Annotated in this window: 16 protein-coding genes, 1 tRNA gene, 1 other RNA gene and 2 pseudogenes; 7 read left to right on the top strand and 13 right to left on the bottom strand. The window is 45.9% G+C overall.

Going from position 1 to position 19,769, the window contains the following annotated elements:
- Positions 1-6: 6 nt before the first annotated feature.
- An RNA gene (gene ffs, locus CCC17_RS08775) (signal recognition particle sRNA large type) lies at positions 7-268 on the top strand.
- 94 nt (positions 269-362) lie between these two features.
- Here the strand turns inward: ffs and CCC17_RS08770 are convergent.
- The 3 genes and pseudogenes from CCC17_RS08770 to CCC17_RS08760 form a co-directional block, all read right to left on the bottom strand.
- Positions 363-800, bottom strand: a complete 438-nt coding sequence (locus CCC17_RS08770) for a GatB/YqeY domain-containing protein (RefSeq protein ID WP_044961152.1) — start codon at positions 798-800, stop codon at positions 363-365.
- A gap of 122 nt (positions 801-922) precedes the next feature.
- Complete coding sequence (tadA, locus tag CCC17_RS08765) at positions 923-1,483, bottom strand: tRNA adenosine(34) deaminase TadA (RefSeq protein ID WP_084449135.1); 561 nt, start codon at positions 1,481-1,483, stop codon at positions 923-925.
- 302 nt (positions 1,484-1,785) lie between these two features.
- Positions 1,786-1,974: pseudogene (locus CCC17_RS08760) on the bottom strand (family 1 glycosylhydrolase); the annotation flags it as partial.
- Between the two features lie 163 nt (positions 1,975-2,137).
- Here CCC17_RS08760 and CCC17_RS08755 point away from each other — a divergent pair.
- Positions 2,138-2,833, top strand: a complete 696-nt coding sequence (locus tag CCC17_RS08755) for an anaerobic ribonucleoside-triphosphate reductase activating protein (RefSeq protein WP_021650953.1) — start codon at positions 2,138-2,140, stop codon at positions 2,831-2,833.
- Positions 2,834-2,888: 55 nt separating this feature from the next.
- Here the strand turns inward: CCC17_RS08755 and CCC17_RS08750 are convergent, their stop codons facing one another.
- The 4 genes from CCC17_RS08750 to CCC17_RS08735 all read right to left on the bottom strand — a co-directional run bounded on the left by CCC17_RS08750 (position 2,889) and on the right by CCC17_RS08735 (position 5,991).
- Complete coding sequence (locus CCC17_RS08750) at positions 2,889-4,001, bottom strand: DUF6128 domain-containing protein (RefSeq protein WP_287082948.1); 1,113 nt, start codon at positions 3,999-4,001, stop codon at positions 2,889-2,891.
- A 751-nt stretch (positions 4,002-4,752) separates the two neighbouring features.
- A tRNA-Pro gene (locus tag CCC17_RS08745) sits at positions 4,753-4,826 on the bottom strand.
- 183 nt (positions 4,827-5,009) lie between these two features.
- A complete protein-coding gene (locus CCC17_RS08740) occupies positions 5,010-5,450 on the bottom strand; it encodes a DUF1284 domain-containing protein (protein WP_287082947.1) in 441 nt (146 codons plus the stop codon).
- Positions 5,440-5,991, bottom strand: coding sequence for a biotin transporter BioY (locus CCC17_RS08735; RefSeq protein ID WP_287082946.1), 552 nt, complete (start codon positions 5,989-5,991; stop codon positions 5,440-5,442). The genes CCC17_RS08740 and CCC17_RS08735 overlap by 11 nt, the downstream gene beginning before the upstream one ends.
- A 278-nt stretch (positions 5,992-6,269) precedes the next feature.
- Here CCC17_RS08735 and pduB point away from each other — a divergent pair, with 278 nt between their 5' ends.
- Positions 6,270-6,992: a microcompartment protein PduB gene (pduB, locus tag CCC17_RS08730; RefSeq protein WP_330577304.1), complete on the top strand. Its 723-nt coding sequence runs from the start codon at positions 6,270-6,272 to the stop codon at positions 6,990-6,992.
- A gap of 155 nt (positions 6,993-7,147) precedes the next feature.
- Here pduB and CCC17_RS08725 read toward each other — a convergent pair whose 3' ends face one another.
- The 4 genes from CCC17_RS08725 to CCC17_RS08710 all read right to left on the bottom strand — a co-directional run bounded on the left by CCC17_RS08725 (position 7,148) and on the right by CCC17_RS08710 (position 11,552).
- Positions 7,148-8,536, bottom strand: coding sequence for a PcsB-like coiled-coil domain-containing protein (locus CCC17_RS08725; protein WP_287082945.1), 1,389 nt, complete (start codon positions 8,534-8,536; stop codon positions 7,148-7,150).
- Between the two features lie 266 nt (positions 8,537-8,802).
- Positions 8,803-9,099, bottom strand: coding sequence for a septation regulator SpoVG (gene spoVG / locus CCC17_RS08720; protein WP_015525652.1), 297 nt, complete (start codon positions 9,097-9,099; stop codon positions 8,803-8,805).
- A 57-nt stretch (positions 9,100-9,156) separates the two neighbouring features.
- Positions 9,157-10,278 carry a glucose-1-phosphate adenylyltransferase subunit GlgD gene (gene glgD / locus CCC17_RS08715; protein WP_021652857.1) on the bottom strand — a complete coding sequence of 374 codons (1,122 nt, stop codon included), beginning with the start codon at positions 10,276-10,278 and terminating at the stop codon, positions 9,157-9,159.
- On the bottom strand, positions 10,275-11,552 hold the full coding sequence (locus CCC17_RS08710) for a glucose-1-phosphate adenylyltransferase (protein WP_059086196.1): 1,278 nt from the start codon (positions 11,550-11,552) through the stop codon (positions 10,275-10,277). Before CCC17_RS08710 ends, glgD begins: the two co-directional genes overlap by 4 nt.
- A 313-nt stretch (positions 11,553-11,865) precedes the next feature.
- Here CCC17_RS08710 and murC point away from each other — a divergent pair, with 313 nt between their 5' ends.
- From murC to CCC17_RS08690, 4 genes are all read left to right on the top strand, one after another.
- A complete protein-coding gene (gene murC, locus CCC17_RS08705; protein ID WP_287082943.1) occupies positions 11,866-13,245 on the top strand; it encodes a UDP-N-acetylmuramate--L-alanine ligase in 1,380 nt (459 codons plus the stop codon).
- A gap of 330 nt (positions 13,246-13,575) precedes the next feature.
- The gene (locus tag CCC17_RS08700; protein WP_173753990.1) at positions 13,576-14,673 is read left to right on the top strand and encodes a DnaD domain protein; all 1,098 of its coding nucleotides are present in this window, start codon (positions 13,576-13,578) and stop codon (positions 14,671-14,673) included.
- 22 nt (positions 14,674-14,695) lie between these two features.
- On the top strand, positions 14,696-15,682 hold the full coding sequence (locus CCC17_RS08695) for an ATP-binding protein (protein WP_015525647.1): 987 nt from the start codon (positions 14,696-14,698) through the stop codon (positions 15,680-15,682).
- Between the two features lies 1 nt (position 15,683).
- Positions 15,684-16,868 (top strand): ribose-phosphate pyrophosphokinase, encoded by a 1,185-nt coding sequence (locus tag CCC17_RS08690; protein WP_015525646.1) that lies wholly within the window; start codon positions 15,684-15,686, stop codon positions 16,866-16,868.
- A gap of 1,044 nt (positions 16,869-17,912) precedes the next feature.
- Here CCC17_RS08690 and CCC17_RS08685 read toward each other — a convergent pair.
- Positions 17,913-18,578: pseudogene (locus tag CCC17_RS08685) on the bottom strand (ATP-binding protein); the annotation flags it as partial.
- Between the two features lie 26 nt (positions 18,579-18,604).
- Positions 18,605-19,666, bottom strand: a complete 1,062-nt coding sequence (locus CCC17_RS08680) for a metallophosphoesterase family protein (RefSeq protein ID WP_118607830.1) — start codon at positions 19,664-19,666, stop codon at positions 18,605-18,607.
- Positions 19,667-19,769 lie beyond the last annotated feature (103 nt).

Here is a 19,769-nt window from a genome sequence, read left to right as displayed (position 1 = left end):
TAAATTCCGCGCAGCCGGGGAGATAGCGGTGCCCTGTACCTGCAATCCGCTACAGCAGGGGTGATGCCAATCTGAGGCTTGTATCTTGCAGAGCAGCCCTTTATAAGTGGCGTTGACGTCTGGGTCTTACGCAACAGGAATCTGTGAACCGTGTCAGGGCAGGAATGCAGCAGCACTAAGCAGAAGCTCTTGTGTGCCGTGAGGGTGCCTGGGCTGAGTTAACTGTAAAGGTAACGTCTGTGAGACCATTCCGAGGTGCGGCGCGCGTAAAAAAGGTTATAATATATGATCTCTATATAAACAGCATTCCCGCCGGGTCCGTCATTTATGACTGATCCGGCGGGATTTTTTGTACTATTATTTTATTTACAATATCCGGCAACTACCTGATTGATCAGCTTGCCGTCTGCCTTTCCCTTCAGATCTCCCATAACTGCCTTCATGATCTGGCCTTTATTTCCTGTTTCCAGAACATCTGCAAATTTCTCCTCGATATAAGCCTTGATCTCTGCTTCATCCATCTGCTTCGGAGCATATTTCGCAATGATATCATATCTTGCCTGATACTCCTCTTTCAGATCTGTACGTTCTGCAGGGCAGGTGTCGATCTGCTCTTTTGCTGTTTTCAGCTCTTTCAGGATAACTTTGTCTACAAGCTCTCCTTTGATGTCATCACGGCATCCCTCATCAATGGCAGCTTTTTTTACTGCTGCGATCAGTGCGGAAACTGCTTCCTTTGTTACCTTATCTTTGGCCTTCATTGCTGCTACCATGTCTTTTCTTAAAGCTTCAAGTTCCATTTTTTGTTCCTCCATTTTCTGTCGTTCCTGTATCAACGACTTTCGTTTGACCTGAATGGATTTTCTGTCTGTAATAGTGAAATCCATTTATGATTTTATTTTGATATTTTCACAGGATTCTGTCAAGAGTAAATCTCCCGGGACTTTTCGTTCTGTTCCGCTCTCTCTGACTGTGTCTGCCCGGCAAGGCGCTCTGCTTCCTGCTTCTTCAGGATTTTTGCCTGCTTCTTTTTCTCCCGCAGTTCCCTGAAAAATGTGGAAAGCATTTCGGAGCATTCCTCTTCCAATACCCCTTCTGTGATCTTTACCTGATGATTAAAGCCTTCGATCTGAAGAAGATTCATCACAGATCCGGCACAGCCTGCTTTCGGGTTCATACAGCCGATCACCACCTCATCGATCCTGGACTGTACCAGTGCACCGGAACACATCTGACAAGGCTCCAGCGTTACATACATGGTGCATCCCTCCAGACGCCAGTCTCCCAGCTTTTTACTTGCCCTTCGGATAGCATTAAGCTCTGCATGGGATAAGGTATTTTTATCTGTATTGCGACGATTGTAGCCTCTGGCTATGATCTTTCCCTCATGCACGATCACGCAGCCGATCGGCACTTCCTCCAATGCACGGGCCTTTTTTGCCTGGCGGATTGCCTCTTTCATAAAACGTTCCTGATCTGTCACGTTTTTACTCCTCCTGTAACTTCACATTCCGGAAAAAGCTCCGGGATTCTATCTGTTCAAACTAAGACTGTTCTCAGCCTTCTGTCCGTTCGATTATAGCTTTTCCGGTATTTCATGTCAATCTGCTGCAAAACAGATATTTGCAACACAAAAAACGCCACAGAAATTTCCACACTAATTTCTGCAGCGTTTTCTTATTGTATAACAGAAAAACGCAGACAACGGAAGCTCTCGCGAACTCCATTGTCTGCGTCAATGAATGCATTATATCTGCTTTTTTTCCGGAAAGTCAAGCAGCCAGATTATTTGTGAAGTGACTCACCATTGGTAGCGATCACATCTTTATACCAATAGAAGGATTTTTTCTTATAACGGTTCAGTGTACCTGTTCCATCGTTGTTGCGGTCCACGTAGATGTAGCCGTAACGTTTTTTCAGCTCTGCTGTAGATGCACTGACAAGGTCAATGCAGCCCCAAGAGGTGTAGCCCATAAATTATATGTTTTTTTCTTCCATGAGCAAGTCCCCATCTCTGCTTACTGCTTTTCGCAGCTCCGCAGGAAACTTACTTGATTCGGTTAAAAAGGCTTGCAGCTTTTTTCGGGGGAGAGTATGCTTGTAGTATCATAAATAAGAGAAACAAGGGGATTTTCCTATGAAAATATGTGGATTTAACAAAACAACCCTGCTGGATTATCCGGGAAGGGTAGCCTGTACCATATTCTTAGGCGGCTGCAACTTCCGCTGCCCATTCTGCCAGAATGGAGCTCTTGTCGTAGAGCCTGACACCCAGCCTGAATATTCCCAGGAGGAAATCCTGGCTTTTCTAAAAAAAAGAAAGGGGATTCTCGATGGCGTCTGTATTTCCGGCGGTGAACCCACACTTGCACCGGAGCTGCCGGAATTTCTCAGCAGGATCAGGGAACTGGGCTATGATGTGAAGCTCGATACCAACGGTTCCCGCCCCTCCGTGGTAAAAAATCTCGCAGCAGCTGACCTGATCAACAAGGTTGCCATGGATATCAAGGCCTGTCCTTCCAACTATCATGTGCTTACCGGTGTACATGCTGATCTGGATGGGATCCGGGAAACTGCCGGATGGCTGCTGGACGGACACCTTGATTATGAATTTCGTACAACAGTTGTGAGGGAACTTCATTCCGAAAAAGATTTTCAGGAGATCAGCCGGTGGTTAAGCGGTGCAAAAGCTTATTATCTCCAGGCTTACCGGGATTCCGATGGAGTTCTGATACCGGGATTCTCTGCCTGCTCCGAGGAAGAAATGAAAAACTACCGGGATATCCTGTCTCAGACGATCCCGGTAGTAGAAATTCGTGGTATGGAGCTGTGATCTGCGGATTTGCAAAACTGTTTGCTTATCTGCATGGATGCCGAAATTTTTCTGATCAGATGTTAATAAAACAGTACCAGTATCCTCCCTTTCCGCCTGGGATATGAATATCCGGACATTCCTTAAAGTAGGGAAAGCCAAACATATTGGCCATAAACCGTTCCTGCTGGCTGTATCCACCGGGTACTCCCAGTATGTACTGTCCCCGGGGATTTCTGCACAGCAGAAGATGGCCGAAATTCTGATATCCGTACATGACAAAACGGTTGCTGCAGAAGCAGCCGTTTTTTCTGCATAAGGCACTGCAGTCCGATGGTCTGATCTTGCTGCAGTCTGTGAAATAGCCGTCGTTAAAGGGATCATCACAGGGTATTCCCGGAAGTGGACGAGATGGCTCCGGTCTCGATGGTTTCGGCGGATGCGGTGACGGCTGGCCTGGCCGTGGTGGTTCCGGCGGATGCGGTGACGGCTGGCCTGGTCGTGGTGGTTCCGGCGGATGTGGTGATGGCTGGCCTGGTCGCGGTGGCTCCGGCGGATGCGGACCGGGAGCCTGATATGAATTTCCGGTTTCCGATGTCTTTAATACATCCTCCTGAATCTCCTCCACCGTCATGATCCTGTCTGACTCCTTCTGATTTTCCTGCACTTCTGGCAAGGTTCCATCTTTTTGATTTTCTTCTTCCTTTTCTTCCCGCTCTCTGCCTTTTTTCTCCGCCGCATTCTGATATTCCGTTCCTGTTTTCTCCGTTTCCTTCCGAGATTCCATTTCTTTTTTCTTCCACTCGCGGAAATTCTCCGGCCGGATCGGCTGATCATCCCATTCCGTTCCCCAGAATCCGCCGGCATCGGAGATCAGAAGCAGTCCTCCAAGCTCCTGAAGACTTTTTCCCATGCCTCCAATATCCCCTGTATCCGTCTCCAGTGCGCACTCGATCCGTTCCCGCCCTGTAACACAGCTTCCGATCAAAATACCATCCATCAGCCCTTCCTGCCGCACAAACCCATACACTCTGCACCGACTTCCAGGCTCCAGTCCAACGCAGCGCAGATGAACCTCCACACGGCATTTCCTATCTCTGGCCTCCACCCTCACATAACCACTGCTGCCATCTTTTTTTCCTTTCCGATACTCGTACACATACGCAACAAAACGCTGATATCCAGCCAACGCACGTCCCTCCGGTATTTCGGTTTCGTTAATATATATGAAGATCGAGAGAAATCATTCCATCAACTGAAAAAAGCTCCAGGATATACAAACATAAAAAAACCTCAACCAAGGGATTCTCAAGCTGTTAGTCGAAAGAATACGACTATACCCGAATCAGTACACCGAAACAGAATATTAACAGACAGGTGAAGAATTAAGACGTACAGAAAATTTGCACATTTGTCAAAAAAGCATTACTATCTTAGAACATTCTGCGCTTGTCAGGATTTTCCGTATATGTTGCACTGTGCAGGAACAATCGTGTTACAGGGTGGCTGACCTCTAGTCCCAAAAGGATGGAGGTGGTGCTGATGAACAACAATTATTTTGACTTCAAAGATCTTATGGCTTTTGGCATGTTCATTCTAGCATTGCTTACGTTCGTATTAACGTTTTGTAAGTAATTCTTTACATAGAAAAACCACCCTAAAACTTTGGCCGAGTACAGGGTGGGATTTTCTAATCTTCTCTTATAAGGTCAACCTCTTGTGGGCGGTTGTCCTTTATATTTGTATTATAGCACTGCTATTTAAAGCATTCAAGAATATTTTCATCTGTAAATATAAAAAAAACTCTGGTGGGCCATGCTCGGGACATTCACCAAAGGCTTTCTCCTTTCTTTTCTCATTGAGGTAACACAAACTTACGTTCTTTCATTTTTCACAAGCAAAAAAAGAACCCCTCAACCAAGGGATTCTCAAGCTGTTAGTCGAAGCGACAGGATTTGAACCTGCGACCTCTGCGTCCCGAACGCAGCGCTCTACCAAACTGAGCCACGCTTCGTTATTCTGTTTCAGTTGTTTATGTATTACTCAACTGCAAGAGCTATTATATTAGAGTTTCTTTACTTTGTCAATAGAAAAAATTAAAATTTTTCAAAAAAATCGAATTTTTTCTTTTTTCCTGCTTCGGGCATACTTTTTTTTGCAGACCCGAAGCAGTTTTTGGAAAGGTTCTTATAAATATCTATGCCCAGCGGCTCTTCTGTTCTTCGCAGATACTGTTCCACTGGCAGTTTCCACAGATTTCCTTACGTTTATCCAGCGCAAGGATTTTTTCCTGGACTTCTTTTGTAAATTCGCTGAAGTACAATGTCTGTCCGGCCTTCAGTCCACATTTTTCCAGCACGGCATTGTCATACTCTGCCACTTTATCTCCGGCTTCGCAATGTCCGCCCAGATTATTCGGACAGGCAGAGCAGATCTCATCCGTATCCACATGAAGCCTTATTTTCTTTCCCTCCAGAAAAATCTTCAACATCTCGGCCATATGTGCAGTAAAACTGTTACTGTAGCCTTCCCCCTTAAAATACGCCAGGCACATACCATGATGAGGGCGCAGCGGAATGACCATTCCCTCTGTGCCCTCATCAGAAGCATATGCCGCAGCACTGCTTTTATCTTGCATATTTACGTACCTTTCCTGATAAAACATAAGCCAGTGCGATCTTGATAAGATCCGGAATGATAAACGGGAATACACACCAGCCAAGAACTGCCATAAGACCTACCGGACCTGTGCTTCTTGTGTAAGCAAACATAAACCATACGGTTCCAAAGGCATAGCATACGATCAGTCCAACGACCATGGAAATGATCTGAACGACCGGCTTTCTGCCAAAAACATGCTCAATTGCCCACATAACAAGTGCGGAAAAGATAAATCCAATGATATATCCACCTGCATTTCCGAGAAGAGCTCCAATGCCTCCGGAAAATCCTGCAAAAACCGGAACTCCTACTGCTCCAAGAAGAACGTAAACCAGAACTGCCAGAGTTCCTCTTTTTCCTCCAAGCACACCAACTGCCATAAATACTCCGAATGTCTGCAGAGTAAACGGTACCTGTGCCGGAATGGAAATCCATGAGCAAACTGCCATCACTACTGCAAAAACTGCAATGTAAACAAGATCATACGTCTTGCTTCTGCCTGCTGCCACTGTTGTCATAATAATCTGTATCCTCTCTTTCCTTTTCTGCTTTTCCTGTCGGAAGATCATTCCTGTCCTTTATAAATGATATCCGTTCTTTCGCTGTTAACAATTTAACACAGCAGGATTTTAATGTCAACTTAATTTTATTTTTTAAGTTTACATTTTGCGATGCCGTTTACAACTATGTAAACCTGCCATTTACAAATGATATTGTCAATTTTCACTTTCAAATTCCACTCTCTGATGCTATACTGAAACCAATGAGTTTTCAGCAAAAAGGGGGATTTTTCCACATGAATATACACGATATTCATAACATCAGCACCAACTGCACACGGACTGAATTTGTAGGGACCGCAGTCCTTGACACAATCGGACTCGTGATCTCCGGAGTTGATGATTCTCTGCTTAAAGAGATGAACGTAGGTACCCAATACCACTGTCTGGGGCTTTTCAGTTCCCGAACAGGCGCTGCCGGCCAGATCACAGCTATTGACGATGCAGTAAAAGCCACAAATACAGAAGTCCTTTCCATTGAACTTCCAAGAGACACCAAGGGCTGGGGCGGTCACGGAAACTATATCGTCCTTGGCGGAAATGATGTATCCGACGTGCGTCACGCCATTTCTCTGGCTCTGGAACTGACTAACAAATATGCAGGTGAGGTCTACATCAGCGAATCCGGCCACCTGGAGTTTGCTTTTTCCGCAAGTGCAGGTCCTGCTATCCATAAAGCCTTCGGCACACCTCTGGGTGAAGCATTTGGTTTCATGGCAGGTTCTCCGGCTGCTATCGGTCTTGTGATGGCAGATAATGCCGTGAAATCCGCAGCAGTATCCATTACACAATATATGACTCCGAATATCGGTACCAGTCATTCCAATGAAGTGATCATCGCCATCTCCGGTGATGCCAGTGCTGTAAAAGCTGCTGTACTGGAAGGCCGTCAGACAGGCCTTGAGCTTCTCATCGGTATGGGAACCTATCCGGAGATCCCGGGTACGCCGTATCTGTAAAATCTCCGGATTGCAGGAAATTTGTGAATTTCCACACACTACACTTCATGAAACACATATCTACGTCATGCATACAAAAGCAGCGCTGCAAGGATTAGCATACGATCCTGCAGCGCTGTATTTCTCTTAAATATTCTCCTCTGGATTTTTCCGGATCAGCCCACCTGATATACATCTGCAGACTGAAGTCCGAAGCTTAATGCCTCAGAATGGCTTCCACAATAGATATCCACATGTCCGTAAGGAGTTCCCAGATCCTCTACCGTATAAACAGTGCCATTGATCAGAAGCTTGGTCCCAAACGGAACACCTGCCATGGCAACGGTACGTCCTGCTGTCGGAACTGTTCCGCTGGCGGTAAGATTGCCGGCTGTACCGCAGCACTGTGCACAGTTGCAGTATGCGGTCAGTGTAAAGTTTCCAAGATATGTTCCCTGACTGGAAGAACCGGAATCGGACGTATCCGCAGAGGCATCTTCCGTCTCCTCGGAAGCTGTCTCATCATTGGAAACCTCCTCAGAAACCTCCTCCTGGGAGCTGTCCTCGGAAACATCTTCGGAACTTCCGGACTGTACATCATCCGCTTCCTCTTCCTCCTCTACAACAATGTCTGTACTTGTAGAGCTACTGGAAGACTCGGTTGTATCCTCCTCCGGATCATAGCCGTAATCATCGTCAGAATCAGCCTCTTCACTGTCCTCGTTATCCTGATCGGCTTCTTCCTGGGCTGCCGCTTCTGCTGCCTGTCTCTCAGCCTCTGCTGCCGCTTCAGCCTTAGCTTTCTCTTCTGCAGCCTTCTCCGCCTCTGCCTGCTGTACCAGAGCGGTAATACTGCTGTCTGCATTACTGATATCTGCCATCAGCTGCTGAGCCTCTTCCTGGCTGGCGCTGATCTGGTTTACATAAGAGTTAATATCATCGCTTGTACTGGAAGCCATGGACTGCACTTCCTGCTGTTTGGCTGCACGCTCCGTCATCAGTTCATCGATCTCTGCGGACTCCGTTTCAACCTTTTTCTCATTCTTCTGGATATTCTTCTGAAGACTCACATATTTATCCAGCATGTCTCTGTCGTATGTAGAAATCTGGATCGCATTCTCCGCGCGATTGAGGAATTCTGCAAGGCTCTCGGAAGAAAGCAGTGTCTCCAGTGCGGAAGTCCCGGCATTCTCATACATATATGCGATTCGAAGCTTCATGGATTCATACTGATCTGCAGATGCCTTCTTCGCTTTTTTCAGTTCTTTTTTTACTTTATTTAATTCATCTTCCTTCTCAGCAGCCTGGATACTAAGCTCAGAAATGCTGTTGGTAAGATCCTCATACTGTGCGTTTAAATCAGCCAGATAGCTCTCCAGCTCCTGCTTCTTGCTCTCCAGTGTGCCGATGCTGCTCTGTACCTGTGCAAGACCCTCTTCAGCGGCCTGTTTCTCCGCCTGTGCCTCTGCGATCGCAGCGTCTGTACCTGATGCATATACGGGGTTTCCCATGGAAAGAGCGAGCATACCCGTAAGCAGTAATGTGAAAACTTTTCTATTCTTCATATAAACACCTTTCGTCCTTTCATGGGTTCTAGTATAACACATTTTTCATAAAAAGCAATAATTTTATTTTATTTTTGTAACAAATACGTAATAATTTAAATATTTATGAACTGGAAAGCGTTTTTTTGTTTTCCGGAGCACAAAAAAACTGCCCTCTCACAGATTTATCTGTAAAACGGCAGTTTTTATTCTATACTGTTCCAATTCAAAAATCATCAGCTACGAGAATACTTCTCTGATGTAATCCCCCCCTGAAGCTGCTTCTCTTACTCCGCAGCCTCCATAAGAACCTCATTCTCAGCTTCCTCAGCCATTACTTCCTGATACTTGTCCAGGATGATCGTCTGGATCTGCTCTCTTGTTGCTGAATTGATCGGATGAGCGATGTCACGATATTCACCGTCGCTTGCCTTACGGCTTGGCATTGCGATGAACAGCCCCTTCTCGCCTTCGATCACTTTGATGTCATGTACCACAAACTCATCATCTATTGTGACAGACACAACGGCCTTCATTTTCCCTTCTTTTGCTACCTTCCTCACACGTACATCTGTAATATTCATTGCTACTTGCCCCTTTCATTTCGCTAACCGTATCTGCGGAAAACTGATCTTCCGCATTTATAATACGTAGCGTTCGTTTTTCTCTACGACGATCTTCACTTCTCCTTCTTCGCCGCAGTAATATGAATTCGCCCGGATGGTATCCCGGCTCTCAACAATGCAATTCTCAATATGCGTATTATCTCCAAGATATACGTCATTAAGGATCACAGAGTTTTTGATCACACAGTTATTTCCTACAAATACATCACGGAACAGAACAGAATTCTCCACAGTTCCGTTGATGATACATCCGCTGGACACCAGACTGTTCTTCACAGTTGCACCCGGATTGTACTTAGCAGGAGGTACATCTGCGATCTTGGTTTTGATCGCCGGCTCCTGTTTGAAGAAATAGTTCCGGATCTCCGGTTTCAGGAAATCCATATTTGTCTGATAATAAGCCTCTGCAGTAGAGATATTATTCCAGTAGTTATCGATCTTATATCCGTAAATTCTCTTCAGATTTTTGTAACGGATAAGAATATCATTTACAAAATCATGCCTTCCTTCCTGGGCAGCACGCTCGATCAGTTCGATCAGCTGCCTTCTTCGGATGACATAGATACCAGTAGATACCGTATTATAGGAGGAAACGATCGGTTTCTCCTCAAATTCCTCGATCCGACAGTCCTCATTCATGCGAAGAACACCAAATCTCTCAACCTGGCTCTGATCCTTGCATGTAGTACATACAACGGTAACATCTGCCCGCTTTGCGATATGATACTCCAGGACTTTATTGTAATCCAGCTTGTAGATTCCATCGCCGGAAGCGATCACCGCATAGGGTTCATGACTGTTCTTTAAAAAGCTCAGGTTCTGATAGATCGCATCTGCAGTACCCTGATACCATAAGCTGTTATCTCTGGTAATGGTTGGAGTAAAGACATAAAGTCCTCCCTGTTTTCTTCCGAAATCCCACCATTTAGATGAACTTAAATGCTCATTAAGGGAACGGGCATTATACTGTGTCAGCACAGCAACCTTCTGGATATGTGAATTTGCCATGTTGCTGAGGGCAAAGTCGATCGCGCGGTAACTTCCTGCAATAGGCATTGCCGCGATTGCTCTTTTGTTTGATAATTCTCTCATGCGGTTATTATTACCGCCTGCCAAAATAATACCTATCGCTCTCATTCTTTCCCACCGTCCTTTGCTGCAATTACCTGGCCGGCTGCCAGTTCTCCGTCAGGGTAGTCTTCTTTTGTTGTAACACCGGCGATAGCGGTATTCTTACCGATTTTGACACTGTCTGGAATCACGCTGTTTTCGCCGATAGCCACAAGTCCAAAGGAATATACAGCCGGTTTCAGAACATTCGGTGCCTCCTCGCCGCATCCGATCACAACATTATTTCCGATGACAACATCTTCTGCCACGATGGCTTTATCCATAACAACGTTCTCACCAACTGCTGTATTCTTCATGATAATAGAATCACGGATCACACTGCCCTTGCCGATGATAACATTCGGACCGATCACTGAATTATGTACTTCACCATAGATTTCTGTTCCCTCACCGATGATACACTTGTCCACAACTGCATCTGCGGAAATATACTGTGGCGGGATCACATCTCCCTTGGTGTAGATCCTCCAGAATTCCTCATAAAGATTAAACTCCGGAATGATATCGATCAGCTCCATATTTGCTTCCCAGTAAGAACCAAGAGTTCCTACATCTTTCCAGTAGCCGTTGTACTCATAAGCAAAAAGGCGCTGCCCCTTCTCTTTACAGTACGGAAGGATATGTTTACCGAAGTCACAGCCATTCTGATCCTTCAGGGCGATCAGTGCTTCCTTCAGAACCGGCCATGAGAAAATATAGATACCCATGGATGCAAGATTGCTGCTTGGATGCTCCGGCTTCTCCTCAAACTCAGTAATACGGCTGCTCTCATCAGTAACCATAATACCAAAACGGCTGGCTTCCTCAATGGGAACCGGCATACACGCGATCGTAATATCTGCCTTGTTCGCCTTGTGGAAATCCAGCATCACTTCGTAATCCATCTTATAGATATGGTCACCGGAAAGGATCAGTACATAATCCGGGTTATACTGCTCCATATAAGCCAGATTCTGATAGATCGCATTGGCAGTTCCTGTGTACCATTCACTGCTTGTGCTCTTCTCATACGGAGGAAGGACTGTGACACCGCCTTCATTGCGGTCAAGATCCCACGGAATACCGATACCGATATGTGTATTCAGGCGGAGAGGCTGGTACTGTGTCAGCACACCCACCGTGTCAATTCCCGAGTTAATACAATTGCTCAGTGGAAAATCGATGATACGATATTTACCACCAAAAGCGACTGCCGGCTTTGCAACCTTTTCTGTCAAAACTCCTAACCTGCTGCCTTGCCCACCGGCCAAGAGCATGGCAATCATCTCTTTCTTAATCATGCGATCACCTCTTGTATGTTATGATTATTCCATTATAGCATACTTTACTGTATTAGTGAACATTTTTTACAATTATTTTATCTGTATTTTACTTTTTTTATCGCTATTGTATATTATAAATTGGTAAGACTCATCATTTTTTTCATTCCTCTGGTAATTTTCAACATTTTTCGATGTTATTTTCTGGTTACTTTTATATTCCGTAAAAAACCGCTTTTTTAGCCAAAAGAACCACTTTTCAATTGTTTCTGTTGGCGTTATAATAAAACAGACAAAAGAACTACGAAAATAACATATATATAAGGAGATTATTATGTATCAGATAGACTTTCATAAACCGCTCCATATTCATTTCATCGGGATCGGAGGCATCAGCATGAGCGGCCTTGCCGAGATCCTTCTGGAAGAAAATTTCCGGATTTCCGGTTCCGATGCCAAATCCAGCCCGCTGACCCGCACCCTGGAAGAACGTGGCGCTGTGATCTATTACGGACAGCGCGCTTCCAACATCAAGGATGATGTAGATGTGGTTGTCTATACAGCAGCGATCCACCCGGACAACCCGGAATTTGCCTGTGCGAAAGAAAAAGGGCTTCCAATGCTCACCCGCGCAGAGCTTCTGGGACAGATCATGCGGAACTACGATACACCGATCGCAATTTCCGGAACCCACGGAAAAACCACTACTACTTCCATGGTTTCTCATATCCTTCTTGAGGGTGACTGTGATCCTACCATCAGTGTTGGCGGAATCCTTCCTGCTATCCACGGAAATATCCGCGTTGGAAATTCTGAGACCTTTATCACAGAGGCATGCGAATACACCAACAGCTTTTTAAGCTTCTTCCCTAAGATCAGTGTGATCCTGAACATGGATGCCGATCATCTGGATTTCTTCAAGGACATCGATGACATCCGCCATTCCTTCCGGAAATTTGCAGAGCTTCTCCCTGCTGACGGTACTCTGATCATCAACGCCGACACACCGAAGTATGAGACGATCACCCGGGAGCTTCCATGCAATGTTCTTACCTATGGTCTGGAGCACGATGCCGATTACACCGCGGCAGACATTACCTGGGATAAATACGGACATCCTTCCTTCTCCGTTCTCTTCCGGGGCAAAAAGATCGGCAGCTATTACCTTCGTGTACCGGGCATCCACAATGTATCCAATGCGCTGGCTGCTATTGCCATAGGACGCCTTCTGGACCTTCCGGATGATGTGATCGTCAAAGGTCTCGGAAGCTTTACCGGTACAGACCGTCGTTTCCAGTATAAAGGCGAGATCGGCGGTGTCACCATCATTGATGATTACGCTCATCATCCAACCGAGATCGAGGCAACCCTTCATGCTGCAAAGAATTATCCGCATCAGAAGGTATGGTGTGTATTCCAGCCTCATACCTACACACGTACCAAAGCTCTTCTTCCGGAATTTGCAAAAGCACTGACTCTGGCCGATCATGTTGTACTGGCTGATATTTATGCCGCACGAGAAACAGACAATCTTGGTATTTCTTCCCAGGATCTCCAGAAACAGATCCAGGAACTTGGAACCCCCTGCGAATATTTCCCGACTTTTGATGAGATCGAGAGCTTCCTCTTAAAAAGTTGTGCACATGGTGATCTGTTGATAACTATGGGCGCCGGAGACGTTGTAAACATTGGAGAACACCTTCTCGGAAAATAATTATCCACATTATCCACATGCTTATGCACATTTCAGACGTGCCTGGCATGTGGATTTTTTTGTGTATAACCTACTTGACATAATTCAACAGCCAAATCCAACAAATACCGCATTTTTCTTACAAAATTAAGGTTTTTATTAGTTGCTGATAATGTTATCCTCAAAGTTTTCCACACTATCCACATTTTCCACATGGAAATTGGTGCACAACTTCTGTGAAAATAGACTATTCTCAAGTAAAAGCGGTTGTGCTATAATCCTTTTTAGCATGGCGGACTTTGGGATATCGCCTGAAATATCTGCCGTATTTTAGAAAGGGAGCTGCTGATCATGAGCCTGATTTCACTTCAGAATTCCTCTGAACTGGGGGTAACGATTCTTTCCAATCGCTTTATTGACAATTTCATGCCTCGTGCCAACGGGGAGTTCGTAAAGGTATATATCTACCTTCTCCGGATGGTATCTGCCACTCCTTCTTCTTTCAGCCTGGAGCATATGGCAGACAGCCTTTTCTGCACGGAAAGAGATATTTCCCGTGCACTGAAATACTGGGAAGGTGAGAAACTGATCGCATTAGCCTATACTGCAGAGCAGAAGCTTTCCGGGATCACTTTGCTGGAACCTTTTGCTGATACCGGTCATAGAGAGAGCAGCGCTTCCATGGATACTTTCACCGGTTCCGGCAATTCTGCTTCCGTTTCCGGAAACACGGATCCGGGAGTCCCGAGCTCCGCTGATTACATTCTCAGTCTCACTCCTGACCGGATCAGAGAACTTAAGCAAAACGAAGAGATCAGTCAGCTTCTCTATATCACAGAGCAGTATCTGACCAAAACACTGACGCCTACAGAAATGCAGAAGATCCTTTTTTTCTATGATGAGCTCCATATGTCTGCGGATCTCATCGAATATCTGGTGGAATACTGTGTTTCCAGAGGCCGCAAGAGTATGCGTTATATTGAAACTGTTGCACTCGCCTGGGCAAAGGACGGCATCACCACCGTCGAGATGGCACGGGATTCCAGCTCCCGTTTTTCCAAGGATTATTACACGATCCTGAAGGCTATGGGAATCAGCGGCCGCAACCCTGTTGATAACGAGATCACTTACATTGATACCTGGCGCAAGACCTACGGTTTTGATCTGGAGCTGATCCAGGAAGCCTGCAGCCGTACTGTCCTTTCCACCGGACAGCCCAGTTTCCAGTATGCGGATAAGATCCTCTCCGGCTGGAAAAAGAAAAACGTACATACGCTGGAGGATATCCGGCTTCTGGATGCCGCACACAAAAAACGCCAGCTTGAGAAATCTGTTTCCAGGAAGAAGCAGCCCCAGGCCCAGCCTCAGAATAGCAACCGCTTCAATAATTTCCACCAGCGTGATTATGATTTTGCAGAATATGAGAAACGTCTTTTAAATAATCAGTAACAGAAACTGGAAGGAGCGCTTTATGCCTTTACAGAATTTTCAATATGATACTATAATGAGAGAATACAGCCGCCGGCAGGCACAGAATCACCGTATTCTGGAGGAACACACAGCCGAAGCCTACGGAAAGATCCCCCGTCTGAAAGAGATCGATGACGAGGTGGCAACTTTAAGTGCCGACAAAGTCCGACGTCTTTTAAACGGCGAAGAAAAGGGAACTTCAGACCTGAAGGCAGCCATTCAGGAGCTTTCCGATGAACGGATCACCCTTCTTGTCGCAAACGGCTTTCCCGGAGACTATCTGGAGATGCCTTACACCTGCCCTGACTGCCAGGATACCGGCTATATCGGCAGCCGGAAATGCACCTGTTTTAAAAAAGCTGAGATCGAGCTGCTTTATGCACAGTCCAATCTGAATGAAATTCTCGAAAAAGAGAATTTTGACAGCTTTTCATTTGACTATTATTCTGCTACAATAAAAAACGAAGCCACGGGACTGTCTGCCCTGGAAACAGCCAGACGGGCCTATGATACTGCACAACGCTTTGTGCAGAACTTCGACCATAAATTTGAAAACCTGTTTTTATATGGTGATACCGGTGTGGGAAAAACCTTTCTTTCACACTGCATCGCCCGAGAGCTTCTCAGATCCACCCACTGTGTCCTGTACTTTTCCGCCTACGATCTTTTTGATATGATGGCTGCGAATTCTTTTTCCCGAAAAGATACCGGCACAGACGAGGAACTGATCTATGACTGTGATCTTCTGATCATTGATGACCTGGGAACGGAGCTTACCAACAGTTTCGTATCTTCACAGCTTTTTCTCTGTCTCAATGAGCGGATCATGCGCAGGAAATCCACGATCATTTCCACGAATCTGACGCTCAAAAATTTCTCGGATACCTATTCCGAGAGAACATTTTCCCGAATTGCCAGCAACTATCAGATGATATCGTTGATCGGGAAGGACATCCGTATACAGAAAATATTTTTAGGAGGAAATTAAAATGGCACAGGTAAATACAAAAGATTTTTCCACACTCCCGGTAGGAAGACTTGGACTGATTCCCCTTCAGAGCTGCAGCTCATTAGGCGCGAAGGTGAATGACTGGCTGGTCAAATGGCGTGCCGAAAGACAGTATCCTGGAATGGACTCCTTTGCATTCGAGGGATACAAGCGCGATTCTTACATTATTGACGCCAAGACTCCACGTTTCGGCTCCGGTGAGGGTAAATGCACTATCAACGAATCTGTCCGCGGTGATGATATCTACGTAATGGTAGATGTGACAAATTACAGCTTATCCTATCCAATCGGACCTTACACGAATCTTATGTCCCCGGATGATCATTTCCAGGATATGAAGCGTGTTATCGCCGCTGTAGGCGGAAAAGCCCGCAGAGTCAACGTGATCATGCCATATCTCTATGAGAGCCGCCAGGACAAACGTGTCGGAAGAGAGTCTCTTGACTGTGCCAATGCACTTCATGAGCTGATCGATATGGGTGTTGAGAATATCATCACCTTTGATGCACATGATTCCCGTGTACAGAATGCGACTCCTCTTCATGGTTTTGAGACTGTACAGCCATCCTACCAGTTCATCAAGGCTCTTCTTAATAATGAAAAGGGACTTCATATCGACAAAGATCATTTCATGACGATCAGCCCGGACGAAGGAAGCATGAACCGTGCGATCTATCTCGCTAATGTCCTCGGTGTTGATATGGGTATGTACTATAAACGTCTGGATTACTCAAGATATGTAAACGGCCGTCATCCGATCGCAGCATATGAATTCCTCGGACCAAAGATCGAGGGCAAGGATATGATCCTGATCGATGATATGATCTCCTCCGGTGATACGATCATTAAGATCGCGTCTCTCCTGAAAGAGAAAGGAGCAGGCAGAGTTTACATCTGCTCTACCTTCGGATTCTTTACCGATGGTCTTGATAAATTTGACGATGCTTACAAGAAGGGCTACTTCGACAAGCTCCTTACTACTAACCTGGTTTATCAGTCACCGGAGCTTCTTGAGAAGCCATACTACATCAGCTGCGATATGAGCAAATATATTGCTCTGATCATTGATACGCTGAACCATGATACCTCTGTCAGCCACCTTCTGAATCCGGTAGACAGAATCAAACGCTGCGTAACAAATTACATGAGCCAGCATGAGAAATAAATAAATCATAACGCACGCAAAGCGGCTGCACCTTCTGAGAACGATATAACAGTTTCTCAGAAGGCGCAGCCGCTTTATATTTCTGTAACAGACGGATATCCATGATCCGCATCTGCTGTCTGCTTTGCTTTTGATCTTTATGCTGAAATCTTCCTGCAAAAGCTCACATAGGAAGCTTCTGATAGGGAATCCTCTCTTTATCCAGGATCTCCATTTCTCTTTATGGCAGGTACTTATGATCACCTGTCTGTTTTCTTTATGCAGCCACCTGAGAGCCGCTGCAAGACGTTCTTCATCATACATGCCAAATACATCATCCAGGATCACAGGGAACGGTTCCTCTTTGCAGAAAAGCTCTCCTGCTGCCATACGAAGGGCAAAATAAATCTGCTCCAGTGTCCCGCGGCTCAGTCTCTCAATGGATACGATACGCTCCCCTGTGTTCACAGACATATGCAGTGCCTCATCCATCAGAACCTCCTGGTATCTGCCACCGGTGATCTCACTTAATATCTCAGATGTACGTTTTTTCAGACGGACCCCTACCTGATCCGTAATGTTTCCGGAAAGTGCCTCAATCGTCTCCATAGCCATATTCAGCGCCTGGATCTCCGTTTCCTCTGGAGTGATCACTTCTGTATTTTCTTCACATTCCGTCAACTCTGCCTGCAGGTTCTCCAGCGCTGTATGCTTCTCTTCGTAGTCACTGTCCAGACTGTTCCGGTTCCAGGTCAGCTCCTCATGTCTGGAATGCCAGCGCTCTCTCTGACGTTCTCTCTTATTCAGCTCCCTGCTGAGCCGTATGCGAAAAAACAATGCCGCTACAGAAATCGCCGCAGTTGCCACGCCTGCCAGAACACTGAAAATGACCTGCCCGGAAAAAGCTGCCAGACAGCCGGTACCGGCAATCCCACCAAGCAGCACAACTGTCAGAACTGCATCTGTCAGCTCCCGCCTTCTTTTTACACGATCGATCCGAAGCTCAAGAAGATCCTCAGTACTCCGTTCTCTGGTCCCTATGTTCATCCCATCCTGCTGCTGCATGATCCGATCACGCTTCTCATCCAGTTCACGGATTTCTCTGCGGATATATTCCATGTTTGCGGAAATCTTTTCTTTTTCCTTTTCCAGCTCCTTTTTTCGCCGGGCCGCTTCTGTCAGATATCCTTTTCTGGACATTTTCAGCATCTGCATGGCTCGTCCCATGTCAATGGAACTGTCACCGGTTCCCTGATAGCTGGCCATGTAATTCTGCAGTTCACGTACGAGATCTTTTCCTGTAACGCTTTTCAGCTGTGCCACAGACACCGTATTATCATAAACTGCCTCACTTACATTTCCGAGAATAGTCCCAAGAGCTCCCTGTTCCGCATCTACAAGGCTGCCATCATCTTCACAGAGAAGCTCTCCCAGCTTCTTTTCTTTATAAAAATTCCTGGTAAGACGATACTTCTTCCCCTTGCTTGTAAACCACATGATCCCACCATATTCTGCCGGATTTTCCCATGGTTCATATTTTGTATATGTATCGTTCAGAGCAGCCTTTCCCCGCAGTCTGCGAACGCCGTAAAACATGGAGCGGATAAATGTATGTGTGGTAGTTTTTCCACTCTCATTTTCACCGTAAAGTACGTTGATCCCAGGTGAAAGCTCCATATCCTTGTCCCGGATCTTCCCGAAATTTTTTATTTTTAAACGTCTGATAACCATCTTATGCTATCCTCCTGTGATGCCCCTTATCGCCGGCTACCTGTCTCAAGCAATGCCTGAAGCCCATAATACAGCGCCTTTTTTTCCACGGTATCCATACCCTTTTTGGCCAGAAAATAACCGATATAATCACCGATCAGAGTACCGCTGTAGCGTTTGTAGAGCTCACCAAGATCATACGCCGGCCAGGATTCATCCACAACATCGGTAACATTTCCGAGACTTTTCAGTTTCTCAGGAATCAGAAGAATATCCGGCGAACGCATTCCCTGAAGAATGATCCTGTAGATATTTCTTCCTCCTCTGCGGAAAATCTGGGATTTTATTGCTTCTTCCAGAGATATCTGTGTGGTTTCCTCGTGAAGTGTCATTACCAGCTGCTGATAGGAACGGCAGGCAAATGGAACGAACTCTGTACGGATCCTTCCGTTGATCAGTCGTCCCTCCATATATCCATGTTCCCCTGTATCATTCCTGTCAATGGGCTCCAGAGCCCCGGAAAAGGCCGCCTGGTCACGGATCAGGATCTGCGGCTTATGGATATGCCCTAACGCCACATAATCGAAGCCTGACGCCGCCAGAGCTGCTGCACTGAGAGGAATATGCTTCTCATCGCCGCCATGGGCCAACAGAATATGGATTCCTTCTTTCTGGACAGGGGCAGCCTGATCATAAAGTCCGTCTTTTATTTCCCGGTCATAGTAACTCAGTCCATATACATAGACATCAAGCCTGGGATCTTTAACGCAGGTCAGTTCCCGGCTCCTGAAAAATATAACATTGGAATTCCACTCAAACGTATTATAAAAAGAATCTCTGCTTATAAAATCATGATTTCCTGCCATCAGATACACTCTGGTATCCGGGATGGTGGAAAACAGATAATTTACTTCCTTAAGCTCTCTCATAAGAGGCTGGCGGTGGAACAGATCTCCGGATATAAATAGCAAATCCACCGGATCTTCGCGGATGCCCGCAATAACCCGGCGGAAAGTGCTCCAGATTTCTTCCTCCCGCTCTTTGCTCCACGGGCAGCCCCTGTCGGGAACCGCGCCCAGATGCACGTCTGCAAGATGAATAAATCTCATAATGTTCTCCCTTGTGTGTCAGTCACACATATCAATACCTGTTGCAATTTCTCTCTGCTGTTCTCTGATCTAAGGAGCACAGAACGTCCTGCTGTGCAAAAGT

Origin of the sequence: Blautia sp. LMAG:36 (assembly GCF_008680535.1) — a bacterium.
In the GTDB taxonomy this organism is placed as follows: Bacteria; Bacillota; Clostridia; order Lachnospirales; family Lachnospiraceae; genus Blautia_A; species Blautia_A fusiformis.
This window is presented reverse-complemented; position numbering and strand designations above follow the sequence as displayed.